Origin of the sequence: Streptomyces sp. NPDC093984 (genome assembly GCF_044764595.1) — a bacterium.
GTDB lineage: Bacteria > Actinomycetota > Actinomycetes > Streptomycetales > Streptomycetaceae > Streptomyces > Streptomyces cynarae.
Genome location: NZ_JBIWIM010000013.1, coordinates 74,299 through 91,578 on the forward strand (window position 1 = coordinate 74,299; position 17,280 = coordinate 91,578).

At 70.5% G+C, this 17,280-nt stretch carries 24 protein-coding genes; 14 read left to right on the top strand and 10 right to left on the bottom strand.

Translation table 11 applies throughout. The annotated features are described in order from the left end of the window. Positions 1-99: 99 nt before the first annotated feature. On the bottom strand, positions 100-789 hold the full coding sequence (locus ACIRC0_RS33185; RefSeq protein ID WP_403623748.1) for a GAF and ANTAR domain-containing protein: 690 nt from the start codon (positions 787-789) through the stop codon (positions 100-102). 547 nt (positions 790-1,336) lie between these two features. Beyond that, entirely contained in the window at positions 1,337-1,699 is a 363-nt protein-coding gene (locus tag ACIRC0_RS33190; RefSeq protein WP_403623751.1) for an STAS domain-containing protein, read from the bottom strand. A 169-nt stretch (positions 1,700-1,868) separates the two neighbouring features. Between ACIRC0_RS33190 and ACIRC0_RS33195 the strand changes: the two genes are divergently transcribed. Then, the gene (locus ACIRC0_RS33195) at positions 1,869-2,348 is read left to right on the top strand and encodes an ATP-binding protein (RefSeq protein ID WP_403623754.1); all 480 of its coding nucleotides are present in this window, start codon (positions 1,869-1,871) and stop codon (positions 2,346-2,348) included. Between the two features lie 324 nt (positions 2,349-2,672). Beyond that, positions 2,673-3,518 carry an MBL fold metallo-hydrolase gene (locus tag ACIRC0_RS33200; RefSeq protein ID WP_403623757.1) on the top strand — a complete coding sequence of 282 codons (846 nt, stop codon included), beginning with the start codon at positions 2,673-2,675 and terminating at the stop codon, positions 3,516-3,518. A gap of 11 nt (positions 3,519-3,529) precedes the next feature. Here the strand turns inward: ACIRC0_RS33200 and ACIRC0_RS33205 are convergent, their stop codons facing one another. Then, complete coding sequence (locus ACIRC0_RS33205; RefSeq protein ID WP_403623957.1) at positions 3,530-4,402, bottom strand: polysaccharide deacetylase family protein; 873 nt, start codon at positions 4,400-4,402, stop codon at positions 3,530-3,532. 297 nt (positions 4,403-4,699) lie between these two features. Here ACIRC0_RS33205 and rpmG point away from each other — a divergent pair, with 297 nt between their 5' ends. The 6 genes from rpmG (at position 4,700) to ACIRC0_RS33235 (ending at position 7,520) form a co-directional block, all read left to right on the top strand. Further along, entirely contained in the window at positions 4,700-4,864 is a 165-nt protein-coding gene (rpmG, locus tag ACIRC0_RS33210; RefSeq protein WP_366029637.1) for a 50S ribosomal protein L33, read from the top strand. 47 nt (positions 4,865-4,911) lie between these two features. Further along, positions 4,912-5,172 carry a type B 50S ribosomal protein L31 gene (locus ACIRC0_RS33215; protein WP_403623760.1) on the top strand — a complete coding sequence of 87 codons (261 nt, stop codon included), beginning with the start codon at positions 4,912-4,914 and terminating at the stop codon, positions 5,170-5,172. Between the two features lie 55 nt (positions 5,173-5,227). Then, a complete protein-coding gene (gene ykgO, locus ACIRC0_RS33220; protein ID WP_028801377.1) occupies positions 5,228-5,350 on the top strand; it encodes a type B 50S ribosomal protein L36 in 123 nt (40 codons plus the stop codon). Positions 5,351-5,872: 522 nt separating this feature from the next. Further along, positions 5,873-6,289, top strand: coding sequence for a hypothetical protein (locus ACIRC0_RS33225; protein ID WP_403623763.1), 417 nt, complete (start codon positions 5,873-5,875; stop codon positions 6,287-6,289). Positions 6,290-6,489: 200 nt separating this feature from the next. Then, complete coding sequence (locus ACIRC0_RS33230; protein WP_403623766.1) at positions 6,490-6,972, top strand: flavin reductase family protein; 483 nt, start codon at positions 6,490-6,492, stop codon at positions 6,970-6,972. 125 nt (positions 6,973-7,097) lie between these two features. Further along, positions 7,098-7,520: an Hsp20/alpha crystallin family protein gene (locus ACIRC0_RS33235; protein WP_403623769.1), complete on the top strand. Its 423-nt coding sequence runs from the start codon at positions 7,098-7,100 to the stop codon at positions 7,518-7,520. 261 nt (positions 7,521-7,781) lie between these two features. Here ACIRC0_RS33235 and ACIRC0_RS33240 read toward each other — a convergent pair whose 3' ends face one another. Further along, entirely contained in the window at positions 7,782-8,249 is a 468-nt protein-coding gene (locus ACIRC0_RS33240) for a winged helix-turn-helix transcriptional regulator (RefSeq protein WP_403623772.1), read from the bottom strand. 91 nt (positions 8,250-8,340) lie between these two features. Here ACIRC0_RS33240 and ACIRC0_RS33245 point away from each other — a divergent pair, with 91 nt between their 5' ends. From ACIRC0_RS33245 to ACIRC0_RS33260, 4 genes are all read left to right on the top strand, one after another. After that, entirely contained in the window at positions 8,341-8,835 is a 495-nt protein-coding gene (locus tag ACIRC0_RS33245; RefSeq protein WP_403623775.1) for a PaaI family thioesterase, read from the top strand. Positions 8,836-9,038: 203 nt separating this feature from the next. Then, positions 9,039-11,330, top strand: a complete 2,292-nt coding sequence (locus tag ACIRC0_RS33250; protein ID WP_403623777.1) for an FUSC family protein — start codon at positions 9,039-9,041, stop codon at positions 11,328-11,330. A gap of 323 nt (positions 11,331-11,653) precedes the next feature. After that, positions 11,654-12,850: a cytochrome P450 gene (locus ACIRC0_RS33255; RefSeq protein WP_403623780.1), complete on the top strand. Its 1,197-nt coding sequence runs from the start codon at positions 11,654-11,656 to the stop codon at positions 12,848-12,850. A gap of 527 nt (positions 12,851-13,377) precedes the next feature. Continuing rightward, the gene (locus tag ACIRC0_RS33260; RefSeq protein WP_403623782.1) at positions 13,378-14,046 is read left to right on the top strand and encodes a CAP domain-containing protein; all 669 of its coding nucleotides are present in this window, start codon (positions 13,378-13,380) and stop codon (positions 14,044-14,046) included. Between the two features lie 144 nt (positions 14,047-14,190). Here the strand turns inward: ACIRC0_RS33260 and ACIRC0_RS33265 are convergent, their stop codons facing one another. The 3 genes from ACIRC0_RS33265 to ACIRC0_RS33275 form a co-directional block, all read right to left on the bottom strand. Next, positions 14,191-14,730, bottom strand: a complete 540-nt coding sequence (locus ACIRC0_RS33265) for a hypothetical protein (protein WP_403623785.1) — start codon at positions 14,728-14,730, stop codon at positions 14,191-14,193. Continuing rightward, positions 14,727-14,996 (bottom strand): hypothetical protein, encoded by a 270-nt coding sequence (locus ACIRC0_RS33270; RefSeq protein ID WP_403623787.1) that lies wholly within the window; start codon positions 14,994-14,996, stop codon positions 14,727-14,729. Before ACIRC0_RS33270 ends, ACIRC0_RS33265 begins: the two co-directional genes overlap by 4 nt. 158 nt (positions 14,997-15,154) lie before the next feature. Further along, the gene (locus tag ACIRC0_RS33275) at positions 15,155-15,397 is read right to left on the bottom strand and encodes a hypothetical protein (protein WP_403623790.1); all 243 of its coding nucleotides are present in this window, start codon (positions 15,395-15,397) and stop codon (positions 15,155-15,157) included. A gap of 3 nt (positions 15,398-15,400) precedes the next feature. Between ACIRC0_RS33275 and ACIRC0_RS33280 the strand changes: the two genes are divergently transcribed. Continuing rightward, entirely contained in the window at positions 15,401-15,523 is a 123-nt protein-coding gene (locus ACIRC0_RS33280; RefSeq protein ID WP_403623793.1) for an Lrp/AsnC ligand binding domain-containing protein, read from the top strand. 68 nt (positions 15,524-15,591) lie between these two features. On the opposite strand, the gene ACIRC0_RS33285 is transcribed toward ACIRC0_RS33280, so the two are convergent. Further along, a complete protein-coding gene (locus ACIRC0_RS33285; RefSeq protein ID WP_403623796.1) occupies positions 15,592-15,876 on the bottom strand; it encodes a hypothetical protein in 285 nt (94 codons plus the stop codon). A gap of 225 nt (positions 15,877-16,101) precedes the next feature. Continuing rightward, complete coding sequence (locus ACIRC0_RS33290; RefSeq protein WP_403623799.1) at positions 16,102-16,650, bottom strand: GNAT family N-acetyltransferase; 549 nt, start codon at positions 16,648-16,650, stop codon at positions 16,102-16,104. A 37-nt stretch (positions 16,651-16,687) separates the two neighbouring features. On the opposite strand from ACIRC0_RS33290, the gene ACIRC0_RS33295 reads away from it, so the two are divergent. Then, positions 16,688-16,822 (top strand): hypothetical protein, encoded by a 135-nt coding sequence (locus tag ACIRC0_RS33295; RefSeq protein WP_403623978.1) that lies wholly within the window; start codon positions 16,688-16,690, stop codon positions 16,820-16,822. 4 nt (positions 16,823-16,826) lie between these two features. On the opposite strand, the gene ACIRC0_RS33300 is transcribed toward ACIRC0_RS33295, so the two are convergent. After that, on the bottom strand, positions 16,827-17,258 hold the full coding sequence (locus ACIRC0_RS33300) for a YrdB family protein (RefSeq protein ID WP_403623801.1): 432 nt from the start codon (positions 17,256-17,258) through the stop codon (positions 16,827-16,829). Positions 17,259-17,280 lie beyond the last annotated feature (22 nt).

Genomic DNA, 17,280 nt, shown 5'->3' on the forward strand with positions numbered 1-17,280 from the left:
TCGCTGTGATGCCCGCATGGGAGACGGATGGGAATCGGATGAACTCGGCCCTGAGGCCACCGATCTCCTCACCGCGCGTGGGCAGCCGAGGCGTCCGGGTCAGGCAAGAGCGCCCTTCTCGCAGATCTGCCGGGCGACCTCACGCACTTTGATGTTCTTCTCCTGCGAGTAGCGGCGAAGCACGTCGAACGCCTGCTCCTCGGTGAGGTGGTGGCTGCCCATGAGGATGCCCATGGCTTCGCCGATCGTGTGGCGCGTGGCGACGGCCTGCTCCAGTTGTGCGTGGGTGCGGGCGCTGGAGAAGGCGACCGCGGCGTGGGAGGCGAGCAGCCATCCGGCGGTCTCACTGGCCTCGGTGAACGCGCCCGGCCGGCGGGAGTAGAAATCCAGCGCGCCGAGGTCCTCGTCCTCGGTGAACAGCAGGAAGCCCATGATGCTGCCCACCCCCAGCTCGCGCGCCTGCGGGGCGTAGCCGGGCCAGCGGGCATGCTCCCGGGTGAGGTCGGCGATGCGGAACACCCTCTCCCCTTCGCGGATGCGCGCTGCGTCGAAGCAGGGGCCCTCCTGGAGGCGTTCCTGAAGCTGGTCGCTGTGGAGGACCAGGTCGTCGGTGGGGGCGAGCGACTGCACCCGTTTGCCGTGCAGGAGCAGGATGCCGGCCGCGTCGCATCCCGCCACCAGCTCGATGGCCGAGGCGGTGATCCGCTCCAGGGTGGCGTCGACCGAGTCCTGAGCGAGCAGGTCGCGCGCCATGGAGGCCATCTGCTGCGCGAACGTACGCCAGTCCATACCGCCCTCCACGCTGTCGATGACTTCGGCGCGCCGCCGGCCGGCCGCAGATCCGCTCGGACACGGCAGCGGCGAGCATCGGCTCCGGCAGTGCCCGCATCACGCCGTCCTCCCGCCACACTAGAGCGTCGACCTGGGATATCGCCGTCTCCTCGGTGGGTCCCCGGTTCGCGTCGCACCGGGCAGCCGGGGTGCTCTCCAGGCCTGCATCGGTGGCGATCTCCATGCGGCCCGGACCGGCGACCGTACACGCGTGATCACCGGCGACGTCAGAGAAAGGGGACTGGCCGCGGCCGGGGAGGGCCGCGCTGCTCGGCGCGTGCCAGGAGGCCGCCCACCAACACGCCACGTTGCCCACCTTGGCCGAGGCACTGAACCGCAGCCTCTCCCGCTACCTCACCCGGTTCCCCTGGCTTTCCCTGTTGGTGACGCCAGCGCGTGACGTCGGCTCGTGACGTCGGCTCGTGACGTCAGCTCCTGCCGTCGGCTCGCCGGTCCGAGCCCATGGCCGCTTCGGCGCGGCACCGGCCAGGTGGGCGGGTGCCTGTCACGCGTCCAAGGCGGCGCGGAGGGTGGGGTGGAAGTCGATGAGGGAGTCGAGACCGACCAGCTGCAGGACGCGCAGGACGGGTTGCCGAACGCCGGCCAGGCGCAGCCAGCCGCCGTCGCCGTGGGCCTGCTGGGCGGTGATGAGGGCGGTGATGCCGCCGGAGTCCAGGAAGGTCACGCCACTGAAGTCCGCGACGATCCGCGGCGCGGTGGTGCCGGAGGGAGGCGTCAGGGCCTGGCGGAGAGAGCCGACGGTGCTGTGGTCGATCTCGCCCTGCACCGTGACCACGGTGACTCCGTCGACGAGGGCGCTGGTGATCGACAGGCGGTTCGGTTCTGCCAGTTCGTCGGTGTCTCTCACACGTCCCTCAACAACGCTCGGTGATCTTCAAGCCAGTGCTTCTCCGGTGATGCTGCCCAAGATGCTACGGGGGATGCTCTCGAGGTGCCGCCACTTGGGTGCGGCAGGTCTGTACGGCGCGGGAGTGGGTATACGCGGCCGTGTGAACGGGGTAGCGAAGGTGATTCGGATGGAACCAGATGTCCTCGGGGAGGACCGGATAGCGCCAGAGCGTGAGTACGTGCACATCACGGCCGCCTTGGAGGGCGATGGCGCCTGCATCGCCGAGGCCCGCCATCTGGCGGCTGAGTTCCTCACCCGGGCGGAGGCCGTCCACGGGGTGCCCGTGTCGGACCGCACGGTGGACCTGACGCAACTGGTGGTCAGCGAGCTGGTCACCAATGCCCGCAAGTACGCGCCCGGTCCCGTGCTGCTGGAGGTGCGGATCGCCGACGGGGCGGTGGAGGTGGAGGTCTGGGACAGCGATCCGGTACTGCCGGTGGCCCGGGCGGCCGACCCCGGCCGGGTGGGCCAGCACGGCTTGGAGATCGTGATGGCCGTCGTGCAGGGCTTCGAGGCACGACAGGAACCGGTCGGCAAGCGCATCACCGCCAGGATCGCCCTGCCGGACGAGCCGGTCGTCGACGTCGGCGGACGTCGCGTCCGGTAAGCCTGATCACCGCCCGGCCTCCCCCCAGGTCGGTCCGCCGGCCGGAGTGGCGCCGCCAGAGCCACCGGCCATGGCCCCGCCCCGGCTGTTCGGTGGCCGCCGTACGTCCGCCCGCGGCTGGACACACTCCATGGCCGGCAGGGGGATTCCACCGACCACGGGGCCGACCACGCAGGGCAGCCGTCCCGCAGGCCCGGCGGCGCGCCGCACGTTGTCGGACGCCGGAGAGGGGTACTCGGCACGGACCGGCGTCGGGAGGCGGGGGAGGACCACCGGCAGCGATACGGAGACGGAACCGCTCCGGTTCCGTCGGACGGGGCGGTCATGACCAATGCCATTGATGATGCGGTCGAGATCCATTTCATCGGCAACGCGACCGTCCTGCTCCGCTACCGGGAGCTGACCCTCCTGACGGACCCCAATTTCCTGCACCGCGGTGAGTATGCCTACCTCGGGTACGGGCTGGTGAGCCGCCGCCTCACCGAACCGGCCCTCGATGCCGCCGCACTGCCGCGCCTCGATGCCGTGGTCCTCTCCCACCTCCACGGGGACCACTGGGATCGCAGGGCCCGACGGCACCTCGACCGTTCCCTGCCCGTCGTCACCACCCCCCACGCCGCGCGCCGTCTCAGGACCGTGCACGGGTTCCGCCGGGCGGGAGGACTGCGGACCTGGCAGAGCTGTACGCTCCGGCACGGTGACGACCAGGTGCGCATCACCGCCTTGCCCGGACGGCACGCAGGCCACCCGGTGCTGCGCCGACTGCTGCCGCCCGTGATGGGCAGCATGCTCGAGTTCGGTCCCCCGCGCGGCCCGGTCCGGCTGCGGCTGTACGTATCGGGGGACACGCTCCTGTTCGACGGGCTCGACGCCATCGCCCAGCGCTTCCCGGCCGCCGATCTCGCCGTGCTGCACCTCGGCGGCACCCTCCTGCCGGGTGGCTTCCTGGTGACCATGGACGGCGCGCAGGGAGCCGAACTGGCCCGGCGTCTCCAGCCCCGCCTGCTCCTGCCCGTCCACTACGGCGACTACACGGTGATGCGCTCGCCGCTCGCGGACTTTCTCGCCGCGATCGCGCAGGCGGGGCTGGGTGATCGGCTCGTCCGCTGCCGCCATGGACAGCGAGCGCGGGTGAGTGCGGTGAAGGACGAAGCGCCGACCGTCTTCTGACGCGGCGTCGTTCAGCGACCGGCCGGTGGCTGGATGTAGTCCTCCAGGCGCGCCACGGCGAATCCCTGCTCCTGGATGCGCTTGAGGAGATTGCGGAACATCTCCGTCATGCCGGCACCCTTGAGCTCCTTGGGACCGCGGAAGTGGGCGAGAATGATGTCCCCGGGGCGCAGCTTCTTGTCCGGCTCCTGGTACTGCATGTTCTTGATCTGCATGGACTCCCGCCACCAGACGATCGCCCGCGGCCCGCACTCACCCACCGCGATCCGGGTGTTGACGTTGTACACGCCGTAGGGCGGGCGGAACAGCAGGGGCGCGGTGCCGTACTGCTGGGTGAGGACCTTCTGGTTGCCGCAGACCTCTTCCTTCTGCCGGGCCGGCGGGAGAGTGCTCATCACCGGGTGGTGCAGGGTGTGGTTCTGTATGTGGTCACCCATCGCCTGGAGCGGTTTGAAGTACGCGTAGTCCGACTTTATGGCGTCGTTCGTCAGGAACATCGTGAGCGGGACCTTCAGGTCCCGCATCATCTGTATGAACCTGGGGTCCTTCTCCTGCCCGTCGTCGACGGTGATGAAGACGACCTTCTGCGAGGTCGGTATGTGGGTGAGGACCGGGACTGTTCCGGTGGCGGAGAGCTTCACGGGCTTGTCGACCGGAGGCCTGGGGGTCGCGGGCAGCGGTGTCAGGCCCCACTTGTGCCAGGCGTCGGCGGCGGCGCGCGGCGCGCTGCTTGCGCTGCCGCCGGTGGGGGCGGGCCGCGACGAAGTGGGGGCCGCTCCGAGCCCCCTTGCATCGCCCGCGCCGCAGCCGCCGACGGTGAGGGCCGCCGCGACCGCCCCCGCCAGTGTCCCGTGGAACCTGCCCCGCCCGCTGCGCCGCGTCACCGCGCCCGCCCCCCACAACTGCCGTGCCGTCACTGCCTGTCGCTGGGTACGGTACCTGGCGGAATGAGAGGTTCCTTCAACGCTGGGGTTCGTCCGGAGATGGGCGGGGCCGTCGGCCCGGCCTCGGAACCGGTGTTTCCCCAGGTCAGGGGAGTGCCACTACGTGGGCAGCTCCGGCGCGGACATGAGTGCGCGGCTGTGGGCGGCGGCGGGAATGCGTGAGCGGGTCTGCTTGTTGCAGGAGGCAGCTGACATGCTCGGGCCAAACGTCCGGGGTGTGAGCGGAAGGAGGACCTCATGGCACGCACCAACGCGCGTCCCGTCGTCAAGCTGAAGTCGACAGCCGGGACCGGTGTCACCTACGTGACGCGCAAGAACCGTCTCAACGACCCCGACCGGCTCGTCCTGCGCAAGTACGACCCGGTGGTCGGCCGGCACGTCGACTTCCGCGAGGAACGCTGAACCACGCCTCCGCCCCCTGGGCGGTGGACCACGAGGAGGTACACCCCATGAGGCCCGACATCCACCCCGACTCCCGCCCGGTCGTCTTCCGCGACCGCGCCGCGAACGCCTCGTTCCTCATCCGCTCGACCGCGCGCTCCGCCCGGACGACCGAATGGGAGGACGGCCGCGTCTACCCGCTGATCGACGTGGAGATCTCGTCGGCCAGTCACCCGTTCTACACCGGCACCTCGCGCGTCGTGGACACCGCGGGCCGCGTCGAGCGTTTCGAGCGCCGCTACGGCCGCGCGGCGGCGGCCCGCCACTGACCGCGGCCCCGGTCCCGGTTCCGGTTCCGGTTCGGAGCAGAAGGAGAGACCCGTCATGAAGGTGCGCAAGTCCCTGCGCTCGCTGAAGTCCAAGCCGGGCGCCCAGGTGGTCCGCCGGCGCGGCGTGACCTTCGTCATCAACAAGAAGGACCCGCGCTTCAAGGCCCGCCAGGGCTGACAGCTGCCACACAGAACACGATCGGCCCGGCCCGCACCACGCGGGCCGGGCCGATGCACGATCTGGGGCGCCGCCCGGCCGGGCACTGGCGGACCCTCCGCGTCGACCGGATCACCGCGCACTCCCCACCGCATTCCCGGCCGCCGCTCCAGGTACCGGGTGATCCAGGGGCGCCGCGGGTCCCCTGAACGCAGGCTCCCGGTCCGTTACGCACTGGAATGGGCTGATTGGGGGAGCCTGGGCGGTAGTGCGATCCGGAGTGCCCCGCACGGGCGGTTGCTTCTCCGCTGGCCAGAGCGCGGCGGGAGGGGGACCTCATCCGTAGCCCGGGCTCCCGTGCCAGTCGATGGCACGTACAAGGGAGCGTTACGGATATGTCGGCGTTTTGTAACGCGAATGGTGTGGTTGATCTCCCGGCGGCGAAGGCCGCCAGAGTGGCGGCCTCGGCACCCAGCCGGGATCTCGGATGCACACCGGCGCCGATCGGGGCGGGTGTGCGAGAACGCCAGAAGGGACAGCTCCATGTCTGTTTCTCGTACCGCTCTTCGGCTCATCGCCGCGTGTGTGGCATCGGGCGCCCTCGTGGGGGCGACCGCCCTGCCCGCCCTCGCCGACGGAGGCAGCCACATCCGTGAGCAGGGGAGTAGCTACGCCCACAGCGACCGCGTCGACACCGTCCGCGGCCACGACCACGACCGCGGTTACAGGCACGGCCACGACCACGACCGTGATCGCTTCCACGGCTGGGACCGGGACCGGGGCCGTCACCACGGCTGGTACGGCGACCGTCACCACGGCTGGTACGGCGACCGTCACCACGGCTGGTACGGCGACCGTCACCACGACCGTCGTCTGGGTGACTGGCTTCGCGACCGGAGCCGGCACCACGGCTGGTACGGCGAGCAGCGGCATCACGGCCACCACGCCCACCGCCGCTAGGACGTGACACAGCCTGGGCCCGCCGGGGTGGTGGACGACTCGCTCATCGACAGCCGGTGAGGCGGGCCCAGGCAGGGGACCGCGATCGAGACAAGCCTGTGAGCCGAGGGAGAAGAGGGGCACCCGTGCGGTGACCTGGTGCCGGGCGGCGTGCGGCCGGCGGCGGGGTCGGTCGGGTGCAGTGACGGGAGTGATGGGACATGGCGGACGTCGACGCGTTCATGAGCCGGCTGAACCCCGAGATGTGCGTCGTCACGGCCGCGGTGGGCGAGGAGCGGTCGGGGTGTCTGGTCGGATTCTCCTCGCAGTGCTCCATCCGGCCGGTGCGGTTCGTGGTGTGGCTGTCCAAGGTCAACCACACCTACGGGGTGGCCCGCGACGCGCAATGCCTCGCCGTCCATCTGCTCACCGGCGACCAGCACAAGCTGGCGGCTCTGTTCGGCGGGGAGACGGGCGACGAGGTCGACAAGTTCTCGCAGGTGCGCTGGACGCGGGGATACGGCGGGGCGGTCGTTCTGCAGGACGCGTCGGCCTGGTTCGTCGGCACCGTCGAGCGAAGCGTCGACGGGGGCGATCACGTCGGTTTCGTCCTCGAACCAGTGCAGTCCGGCCGGCGGGCCGACGGCCCCTTGCTGCGGCTCGGCGACGCCCTCGACATCAGTCCCGGCCACCCGGTGGACTGACCGGCCGACGGTTCCGCCGACGAAAAAGTTGAGCCGACAGGTGTCAACTTCTCGGTGGGTGCGGTATATCGGAAGTGGAGAAGGAGAAGCGGAACAGCAGGAACACGCACGAAGGAGGGATGCAGATGCTGATGCGGACGGATCCCTTCCGCGAGTTTGACCGGCTCGCCGAACGGGTCTTGGGCACGGCCGCCCGCCCCGCCGGTATGCCGATGGACGCCTGGCGCGAGGGCGACACGTTCTGTGTGGAACTGGATCTGCCGGGCGTGACGCCCGAGTCGATCGACCTCGACGTCGAGCGCAACGTCCTGACCGTGAAGGCCGAGCGCAAGCCGGCGTACGGCGAGGACAGCGAAACGGTGATCACCGAGCGGCCTGCGGGGACGTTCAGTCGGCAGCTGTTCCTCGGCGAGACCCTGGACACCGAGCGGATCGACGCCTCGTACGAGGCGGGTGTCCTGAAGCTGCGGATCCCGGTCGCCGACCAGGCGAAGCCCCGGAAGATCGCCGTCAGCGGCGGCGGTGAGCGCAAGGAGCTCAGGAGCTGATCCGAGGCGAACTCCCCTCGCCGGTCACAGCGGCAGGGCCCGGGCGGCGAGCTCGGGCCCTGCCGTCATGCTCGTGACGCTCTCACGCTCCTACCACACCCGCAGAAGCGGCCGACACGATGGGCCTTCAGGCAGCTCGGTCACGGAGTCAGGGCCGTCGTCGAACTCGTCCAGGACGCCGAGCACTTGCAGGTTCCGTCCGGCCGGTCATGTGTGCGGGTCACGCGTGCCGATCGAGGGCCACGCCCGACCCGGGACCGGTCAGGTCAGTGCGCGCGCTGAGGCGCCGCGCCGTGTGCAAGCCTGTCGCGGGCTGAGAGGCCCGTGATCGCCCGCGCAGACGACGACGGCTTCCAGGGATTCGCCGCAGTCGCGGTGGTGGACCTCCAGGGGCGGTCCCTCCGGGTCCGCCGTGTAGCGGTCGCCCCACTGCTTGAGTGCGATCATCACGGGCCACAGATCCCAGCCCTTGCGTGTAAGCCGGTATTCATGGCGGGTGCGGTGGCCCGGCTCGCGGTACGGGACGGTGTCCAGGATCCCGGCCGCGACCAGTTTGCGCAGCCGGTCCGACAGCACCGCGTCGGACAGTCCCACGTGGCGGCGGAAGTCGTCGAAGCGGTGCACGCCGTTCATGGCGTCGCGCAACACCAGCAGCGACCACTTCTCGCCGATCAGGTCCAGGGTGCGCTGCACCGTGCAGTTCTCGGTGCTGGTCTCCAGCCAGGTCATACGGCCATCGTAGGCTGACTTCGTTATTGACAGCCAGGGGTCGTGCTGGCTAGCTTCGCATTCAGAAGCCAGCGCGGGGAAGGAAGCGCCCATGACGAGGTCACGCACGTTCGAGTGGAAGGACCCCAGCGTCTCCGCGGCCGCCGTCGGGCAGGAGAGCGGGCTCGACTTCCTCCGCAGCGTGCTAAGCGGGCGTCTGCCTGCCCCGCCCATCGCCGCGACCCTCGGCTTCACCCTGGAGGAGGTCGAGTTCGGCCGTGCCGTCTTCGCCCTGGAGCCGGGGGAGGAGCACTACAACCCCATAGGCAGCGTCCACGGCGGCGTCTACGCCACCCTGCTGGACTCGGCCGCCGGATGTGCCGTGCAGTCCGTCCTCCCGACGGGTATGGGATACACCTCGCTCGACCTGAGTCTGAAATTCCTGCGCCCGATGACCGTCGACACCGGCAAGGTGCGCGCCATCGGTTCCGTCCTCAACCACGGTCGCCGTACGGCCCTCGCCCAGGCGGAGCTGTTCGACTCCGAGGACCGCCTGCTCGCCCACGCCACCAGCAGCTGCATGCTCTTTCCCGTCACCAGGAGTTAGGGCCTCGGCGGTCGGCGAGCGCACGGTGAGCGCGGTGCCGGGCGCGCCGCCCGGGCGCTCCGTTTCGAGTGCGAGCTCTGGTGATCCCGGATGCCCCATCCGGGCCGATCAGGCCCGGGGCCCCCGTTCGTATGGCTTTGCCCGGGCGGACCCGTCACCCTGAAGGCGGGCGGACACTCCGTCGAGTGGAGGTGCGCGGGGACGTGCGTACACCTGGCCGAAGCCGGCTCCCTCCGGCCGCAGCGTGGCTGCGTGCCCGCGATCCCGACCTGGCCGCGACCCGCCGCGCCGGGCGCACCGCGATCGTCATGCCCGCGCTGTTCGCTCTGTGCGGCCAGGTGATCGGGTCGCCGACGATGTCTGCCTTCGCCGCGTTCGGTTCGTTCTCCATGCTGCTGCTCGTGGATTTCACCGGCCCGATGGTGCAGCGACTACGGGCACACCTGGGTCTTGCGGTGGCCTGGGCGGTGCTCGTCTGCCTGGGCACGCTCGTGGCGCACCAGATCTGGCTCGCGGTGACCACCATGGTGGTGATCGGTTTCCTGGTGCTGTTCGCCGGGGTGGTCAGTTCCGTTCTCGCCGGCACGTCGACCGCCCTGTTGCTGGCCTTCGTCCTCCCCGTGACCTCGCCGGTGCCGCTGTCGCAGCTGCCCGCCCGGCTCGCCGGAGCGGGTCTGGCAGCGGCCGCCGCCATGATCGCGGTCTGTCTTCTGTGGCCTCGTCCCACCACTGATCCGCTCAGCGCGCCCGCGGCCCGCGTGTGCCGCGCGGCGGCGGCGCAACTGCGCACCGACGCCTCTCTGCTGGCCGGCGGCCTCGGCGCACCCAGCGGCACGAAGTGCCGGGCCGTCGCCGACGAGGCCGCGACCGCGGCGGCCGACCTGCGCGGTGTCTTCGACGCCACCCCCTACCGGCCCACAGGACTGTCCGCCGGCTCCCGTGCCATCGTTCGCCTGGTCGACGAACTGACCTGGCTCAGCAACATCCTGGCCGACAGCGCACCCCCGCTCGACGACCGCCCGGCCTGCGACGTCGACGCCCATGTAGTACGTCGTGCCGCCGCCGCGGTTCTGGACGAGGCGGCCGACCTGCTCGACGCCCCGCGCAACGCTCCGGACGGGCTGCGCGCCGCGTCCGGCCACCTGCGTGCGGCCATGGCCCGGATGGAGCGCAACGCCACCACACGACTGCCCGTCCACCACCCGGGAGCCGGTACGCCCGCACAGGTGCACCCCGTCATCGGGGCCCTGGACCTGTCCTTCCGCGCGCAGGAGCTGGGCTTCGCGACGCTCCAGATCGCCGACAACGTCGACCTCGCCTCGGCCGCCGAGCGCCGCAGCTGGCCCGAGCGTCTGCTCGGCCGCGAGCCCGGTGCCGTGGCCAGACCGCTGGTCGCGGCCCGCGAGCGGGCCGCCGCGCACCTTCAGCCGCAGTCCGTCTGGCTGCACAACAGCCTGCGGGGCGCGATCGGCCTGGGCATCGCGGTCGCCCTGGCGAACCTGATCAGCGTCCAGCACTCCTTCTGGGTGCTGCTGGGCACCCTGTCGGTACTGCGTTCCAACGCCCTCAACACCGGACAGAACGCGCTCCGCGCCGTCGGCGGCACCATCGCGGGATCGATCGTCGGGGCCGGACTGCTCCAGCTCATCGGACACCACGGCACGGTGCTCTGGTTCTTGCTGCCCTTCGCCGTCCTCCTCGCCGGCATCGCCCCCACGGTCATCTCGTTCGCCGCCGGTCAGGCGTCCTTCACCATCACCCTCGTCGTCCTGTTCAACATCGGCCAGAACCCCGACTGGCACATCGTGCTGCTGCGGATCCAGGACATCGCGATCGGATGCGCCGTGAGCGTGCTGGTCGGCCTGTTCTTCTGGCCACGCGGCGCCGCGGCGGCCGTGGAGCGGGCCCTCGCCGAGGCGTACACGGACAGCGCCCGCTATCTGGCGGGCGCTGTGGAGTACGGCGTCGGCCGCTGCGGCGGCGGTACCCCGTCGGCGGAGGTCGCGCTGCAGGAGAGCCGCGAGGCCGCCGCCGCGGCGCGACGGCTCGACGACGCCTTCCGCACCTACCTCGCCGAACGCGGGCAGAAGCCGGTACCGCTCGCGGACATGACCACCCTGGTCACCGGCATCGTCGGACTGCGCCTCGCCGCGGACGCCGTCCTTGGGCTGTGGCAGCGTGCCGCACAACCGTACGACGAAGCCGATCGGGCGCAGGCCCGCCTCGTTCTCCTGACCGCCGCCGGACGGGTCTCCGGCTGGTACCGGGACCTGGCCGCCGGTCTGGGGCGGGACGGCTCCGTCCGCGATCCGCTGCCGCGCAACCCCGCGGCCGAAGCGCAGTTGGTCGATTCCCTTCGCCGCGACCTCAGCGACGAGCACGGGCGGGCCACGGACACGGCCGTCCGCATCATCTGGACCGCCGACCACCTCGACGCCGCGCGCCGCCTGCAGCCGGGCCTGGCGGCAGCGGCGCGGCCGGGCAGCGCGTCCTGACCGAGGACGAGCTGTTCCGGCTCGATTCCGCCCTGCGGCCTTCGCCGAAAGCGGGTCCGTCCGGCGACGGAACCGGTTACAGTCGGCGGGCGGTCGGGTGTTGATCCGAGGGGGAGCGGACGATGACCGGAAGCATGATGAGGCGATGCCCAGCGCGGACCGGGGTCCGGGTCCGGGCGTCCGGCCGGCGACTCCTCGCACTCGCCGTTCCGCGCGCCGTCGGACGCCGGTGGCTTCCGACCCGCCAGGCCGCCCCCCCGGGGGTGCCTTCCTGTGGCGTTGCCCGGCCGGACATCCGTCCCTGCCAGTGAGGTGGTACCTCGATGAGCATCGTTGACCTCGCCGCGCTCGGCGAGTCCTTCACCCGCGACCCCTACTCCGTCTACGCCCGCTTACGAGCCCAGGGCCCGGTGCACCGCATCCGGATGCCGGAAGGAGGCGCGGAGGCCTGGCTCGTCGTCGGATACGAGGCCGGGCGCGCGGCGCTGGCGGACTCCCGGCTCTCCAAGGACTGGAGCAAAGCGTCCCCCTCTCTGCCGCTGGGGGCCGTCTCGTCCGGCCCCCACATGCTCAGGGCCGATCCGCCGGACCACACCCGGCTGCGCAAACTGGTCGCCCGCCAGTTCACCGCCCGCCGGGTGGAGGAACTCGCGCCGCGCATCCAGAAGACCACCGACGCGCTCCTGGACCGGATGCTCGCCGCCCCCGACGGACGCGCCGACCTCGTCGAGGCACTGTCCTTCCCGCTGCCCATCTCCGTGATCTGCGAACTCCTCGGCGTTCCGGACCTGGACCGCGACTCCTTCAGGAAGTGGTCGAACGACGCGCTCGGCGCGACCGACCCCGAAGAGCGAACAGCCGCGGCGGCCTCGATGGCGCGCTACTTGGCCGAGTTGGTGGAGGGCAAGCGGCACCGGCCCGGCGACGACCTCATGAGCGCGCTGATCCACGGCTCGGACGAGGACGGCGACAGCCTGTCCCGCGAGGAGCTTCTCGGCATGGCCTGGCTCCTGCTCGTCGCGGGCCACGAGACGACCGTGAACCTCGTCTCCAACGGCGTCCTCGCCCTCCTCACCCATCCCGAGCAGCTGGCGGCCCTGCGCGCCGACCTCTCCCTCATCGACACCGCGGTCGAGGAGATGCTGCGCTACGACGGCCCGGTGGAGACCCCCACGTACCGCTTCACCATCGAGCCGGTGACGATCGGCGACACAGCCATCCCCGGCGGCGGCGAACTCGTCCTCGTCGCCATGGCCGACGCCAACCGCGACCCCGCGCGCTTCCCCTCACCCGACCGCTTCGACATCTCCCGTGACGCCCGCGGCCATGTGGCGTTCGGCCATGGCATCCACTACTGCCTGGGGGCGCCGCTGGCCCGCCTGGAGGCGCGCATCGCCATCAGGACGCTGCTGGAACGCTGTGCCGACCTGGCCCTGGACATCCACCCGGCAGCGATCACCTGGCGCCCGGGGATGATGATCCGCGGTCCGCGAAGCCTGCCCGTCCGGTTCACCCGGTAGCTCACCGGTCACCGGGCGGGGGACGAGGCGGGGGCCGGCCGCTCTGAGGCCGCCGGTGTGACTCTTGTCATGGCCGACCTCTGTCGTACGGCGATGCCTAGTAGCTCCCCGCCTCCTTCTCATTTGGTGTTCATGTGCCGCCAAGCGGACATTCCTCACCGGGGACTGTGCGGGATTACCGATCATTCCGGCATCGCGGATTTTCCTTCTTTCCCGCTTCTTTGGCGGCCTCACGCGGAATCGGGAATGCGCTGAGCGGGATTTAGCGTGCCGATCGATGCCTGGCAAGAGTCGCGTTTTCCTACGAGAAAGCCTAGTACTCCGCGCTCATTGCCCTCGTTGCTCCGCCTTCCGAGAATGACCGGGCCGCAGGGCGTCCCGGCATCTTCTGCGCTGGATCCCGTGCAGGTGGCCGGGGTTGGCGTTGCGTACGGCGCACCGCGTGGTCTCCGCACGCGGAATTGTCATGCGCAGCAAATGCCGGGGTGCTGCGAGAAGCGATGCCAATACCTAGTGAGGACGGTCGCGTGAGCAAGCACCGCAGGACATTGCACCACCGAAAGGCAGTCATAGCCGCCGTCGCCATCGCCGCCGTGGGCGTGCCGTCCGTCGCCATGGCCTGCGCGGACTCGTACAACGGACGGCCCGACACGCACCGTTCGCACCATCACCGGCACCACGGCGCCGGCAAAGCCGCGAAATGGCACCGGGCGAAGGCGACCGGGAGTCCGGCGGCCCAGGCCAAGGCGAGCCCTTCGGCGACCGCCGCCCCGACCGCCCGGCCCACGGCATCGAGTGCCCCGGCGTCCAGCGCTCCCACCTCAGCCACGGCACGCGTCGTCGCGCTCGTCAACAGTGAGCGCGCGAAGGTGGGTTGTGCACCGCTGACCGTCAACTCGAAGCTGACGAAGGCCGCTCAGGCACACAGCGCCGACATGGCCGCCCACCAGAACATGTCCCACACCGGCTCCGACGGCTCGTCCCCGGGTGACCGGATCACCAGCGCCGGATACTCCTGGAGCTCGTACGGCGAGAACGTCGCCTACGGTTACAGCACCCCCGAGAGTGTCATGGCCGCCTGGATGGCCAGCCCGGGACACAAGCGGAACATCCTCGACTGCGGATTCAAGGAGATCGGGGTAGGCCTCGCCCAGCCCGGCTCTTACTGGACGCAGGACTTCGGCACCGCCCGCTGACCACGCCGCCTCGCCGACGACTCACCTGACTCGGCGGGGCGGTGGCGTTCGGCCCGCGCATACCCGGCCGCCCTGTGGCCCGTGACAAGAGGGCGGTCGGGTCATCACCATCCGCGGACGGCAGGCGGCCCGTGCCGGGGGTGATCAGGGCCGGGCGCCTGTGTCCACTGCGCCCGGGGCGGTGTCCGGCGATGGCTGCGGCGTCCACTGGGACCGCAGCAGCAGTCGGACGCGGTGGAAGAGGAAGGCGGCCATCGGAAGTTCGACGAAGACGGCGAGCGCGGCGGACATCCAGACCGCGGACGTGCCCAGGGCGAGCGAGACATCGAACCATGCGTCGCACACCAGGAGGACGGCGGTCGCCAGGGCAGGCAACACCACGGCCCGGTGGCGGCGCATTCCGAGGACCGCTGTCGCCCCCAGTGCCGTGAGGAGCAGTATGTCGAAGCCGACCCAGGTGGTGCGCCATGCGTGGACTCGGTAGTCGGACGGCAGGGTCACTCCCAGTATCACCGTCCAGGGAATCAGTCCCAGTGCCGACACCGCGAGCAACTCGAGCGTGTGCCGTCGGCGCCGTTCGAGCAGAGCGTCCCGGCCGGCCCGGGCCGCGAGGGCCGGGCGCACCGGTCTCGAGACGTCCTCGCAGGGGACGGTCCGCGCCGGGTCCTGTGTCGTCCGGCTCATCGGCGCGCGGCTTCCTCGGCGACGATGGGCGAAGGTGCGGGGTACCAGGCCGCGAGTCGCCGCGTGGTGAGCCAGCCGAGACCGGCCAGGAGCACCCCGAATACGGCCTCTGGAAGGTGCTGACTCACCAGCATGACCGCGGCAGCGGCGTCCAGGCCCATCGCGAGAAGGATGAACGCGGCGCGCCGCCAGACCTGACGCGGTGCGGTGGCTGCCACAGGGCGGTCGGGCCGGCCGTGAAAGAGGGCCGATGTGCTGTGGCTCATCGCGGCCACCTCTTCTGACCCGTTCGGTCTTGGTCCATGTCAGCCTCCGGAGAACCGAGAGATGACAGGGACAACCGGAGGCACTTCTCCTGTTATTCCGGCCGAGGCCCTTCAGGGCTGCCCTTCACGGGGTGATGTGCGGCACACCGCCGGGCGGTTCACAGGGCGTTGAGCAGGACGACGTAGACACCGGTGCCGATGCCGACGCTCAGGATGGTGCGCCGGCCGAAGCCCAGGTGGACGCCGATGGTGACGGCGACGGCGAGCAGGGCGTACCAGGCGCCGTGCGCGTCCTTGGCCATCGTGCCGCGCAGCGCGGTCACGGCGAGGATCAGCGGAATGCCCACCGGCATCCCGAGGAGGTCCTGGAACTGCGCAGGCTGTTCGGCAACCCCGACCATCTCGTGCGCGTGGCCGTCGCCGACCTCGCGGCGTACGGGACGTTCCTCAGCCGGCGGGTCATGACCATCCCGCGGGTCAAGAACGTCACCTCGCACTTCACGATGAAGACCGCCATGGCCCGGTAGCCTCGCGGCAGCAGCCGGAGCTGTGGTCGCCGCGAGCGGGCCGCCGTCGATCGGCTGCCAACTCCTCGCTATGCGGAAGCCACGACTTGGCCGGACATGACCTGGGGAGGGTTGGGGAGCAGCGACGCGAGGTTGTCCCGCACGAAGGCCGCCGCCTTCTCGATCGATTCCTGGGCCCCCTCCTCGCTCTCGAAGACAGTGGTCGAGATCATGACTCCGTCTCCGGCGTCGACCCAGTAGTAGGCGAGGAGTCCCGGGATCCGGCGGATGAGCGGTACGAACCCCTCACTCACCCTGCGCCCTGCCTCGGCCGGATCGGTCACCCCTTCGTACCGTCTGACTGCTGCGTACACACTGCTCTCCTCACGAGTCCGGGGCATCATCTGCTGTCCGCAGACGCCGTACCCCTGCGACCCCTGCTCCGTTCGGAAGACGTCCGTCAATCACCGGAAGGGGCCGGCCCGTGGTCCGAATGGCGGTCCTCGCTGCCGCGGTTGCGTCTGAACGGCTCGTCAGCCGCGTGTCCGGGCGGCCTGCCCGCCATGGGCGCAGTTCCAGGGCAATGTGCGAGGACAGCGTCAGGCGTCGGCGTCTCGGAGGCCGACTGCGTCGTGCTGCCAGAACAGCTCCGAGTACACGAGCGTTCCCGTCATCCAGTCCTCGTACGCCGGGAGCCTGAGCACCTGGAAGGCGGCGTCGGGGATACGCAGGGACGGCTTGCGGAAGCCGAGCTCTCCGCCGGGCACGAACCCGAAACGCGCGTAGTAGGCCGGGTCCCCTTCGAGGAAGACAAGGGGAACCGCCCGCCGCGCGAGGATCTGCACACCGCTTTGGACCAACGCGGCCCCCACGCCCCTTCGCTGGTGACCGGGCCTCACGGCCAGCGGGCTGAGCACCTGCACGTCGACCAGACAACGTGGTGCATCGAGCAGGCTGCGGCTGAACAGGACGTGTCCGACCACCTGTCCCGCTTGCTCGGCGACCAGCGACAACCCGCAGTCGGGGGTCAGGGTGTCGCGCAAGGCGTCCGTCAACCCGCCCACGACAGTCCCGTGATCACCGAACGCCTCCAGATGGAGGTTCCGCACGGCTTCTCTGTCACCTGGCTGCTCTTCACGAAGATCCATGGCTCTCAAGGCTAGGAGACACCGTCCGCACCGGCGAGTGGTTGACAGCGTCGAGCCCGGTCTGGCCCAGGTCCAGTTCTCCCGCCCGGACACGCCACCGCCGGCAAGATCCGGCGAGATCGGTTTCTACGGCGGCGTGGCCCGCAAGTCCGCTCTGTCCGCAGGTGCGTGAACCCTCAGCGTGACTCCGGTGAGCGTGTGGCAGGCCCTTGCCCTGCGGGCCGGGTTGCCGGAGAGCGGCGAAAAACCTCGGCCACCACCGTGTTCGCGATCACGACGACCGCCATGGTCACTGCGGCAACGTGGTGCCCGACTCCGTAGACGGCCGCTGCGCCACCGCCCAGCACGACCGTCTTGACGACCAGAACGAGCGGCAACCGCGGCCGCCACCGAGCCTTCGGCGCAGCGAACAACGACCAGAGCACAATGGCCGACAAGGGCGTTCCCACTCCGAGCAGGACACGGCCGGCCCCGTCCGGCCCAACCGTGAATCCCCACCAACTCAGGCATGCCAGCGCGGCGAGTTCGAGCAGGAACGCCAGCAACTCGTTGGCGGCGTACCACGGCCGCCCATCGATCAGTGTGATCGAGTCGTCTTCTCTCGGCATGAAGTCCTCTCAGGGGGCGGCG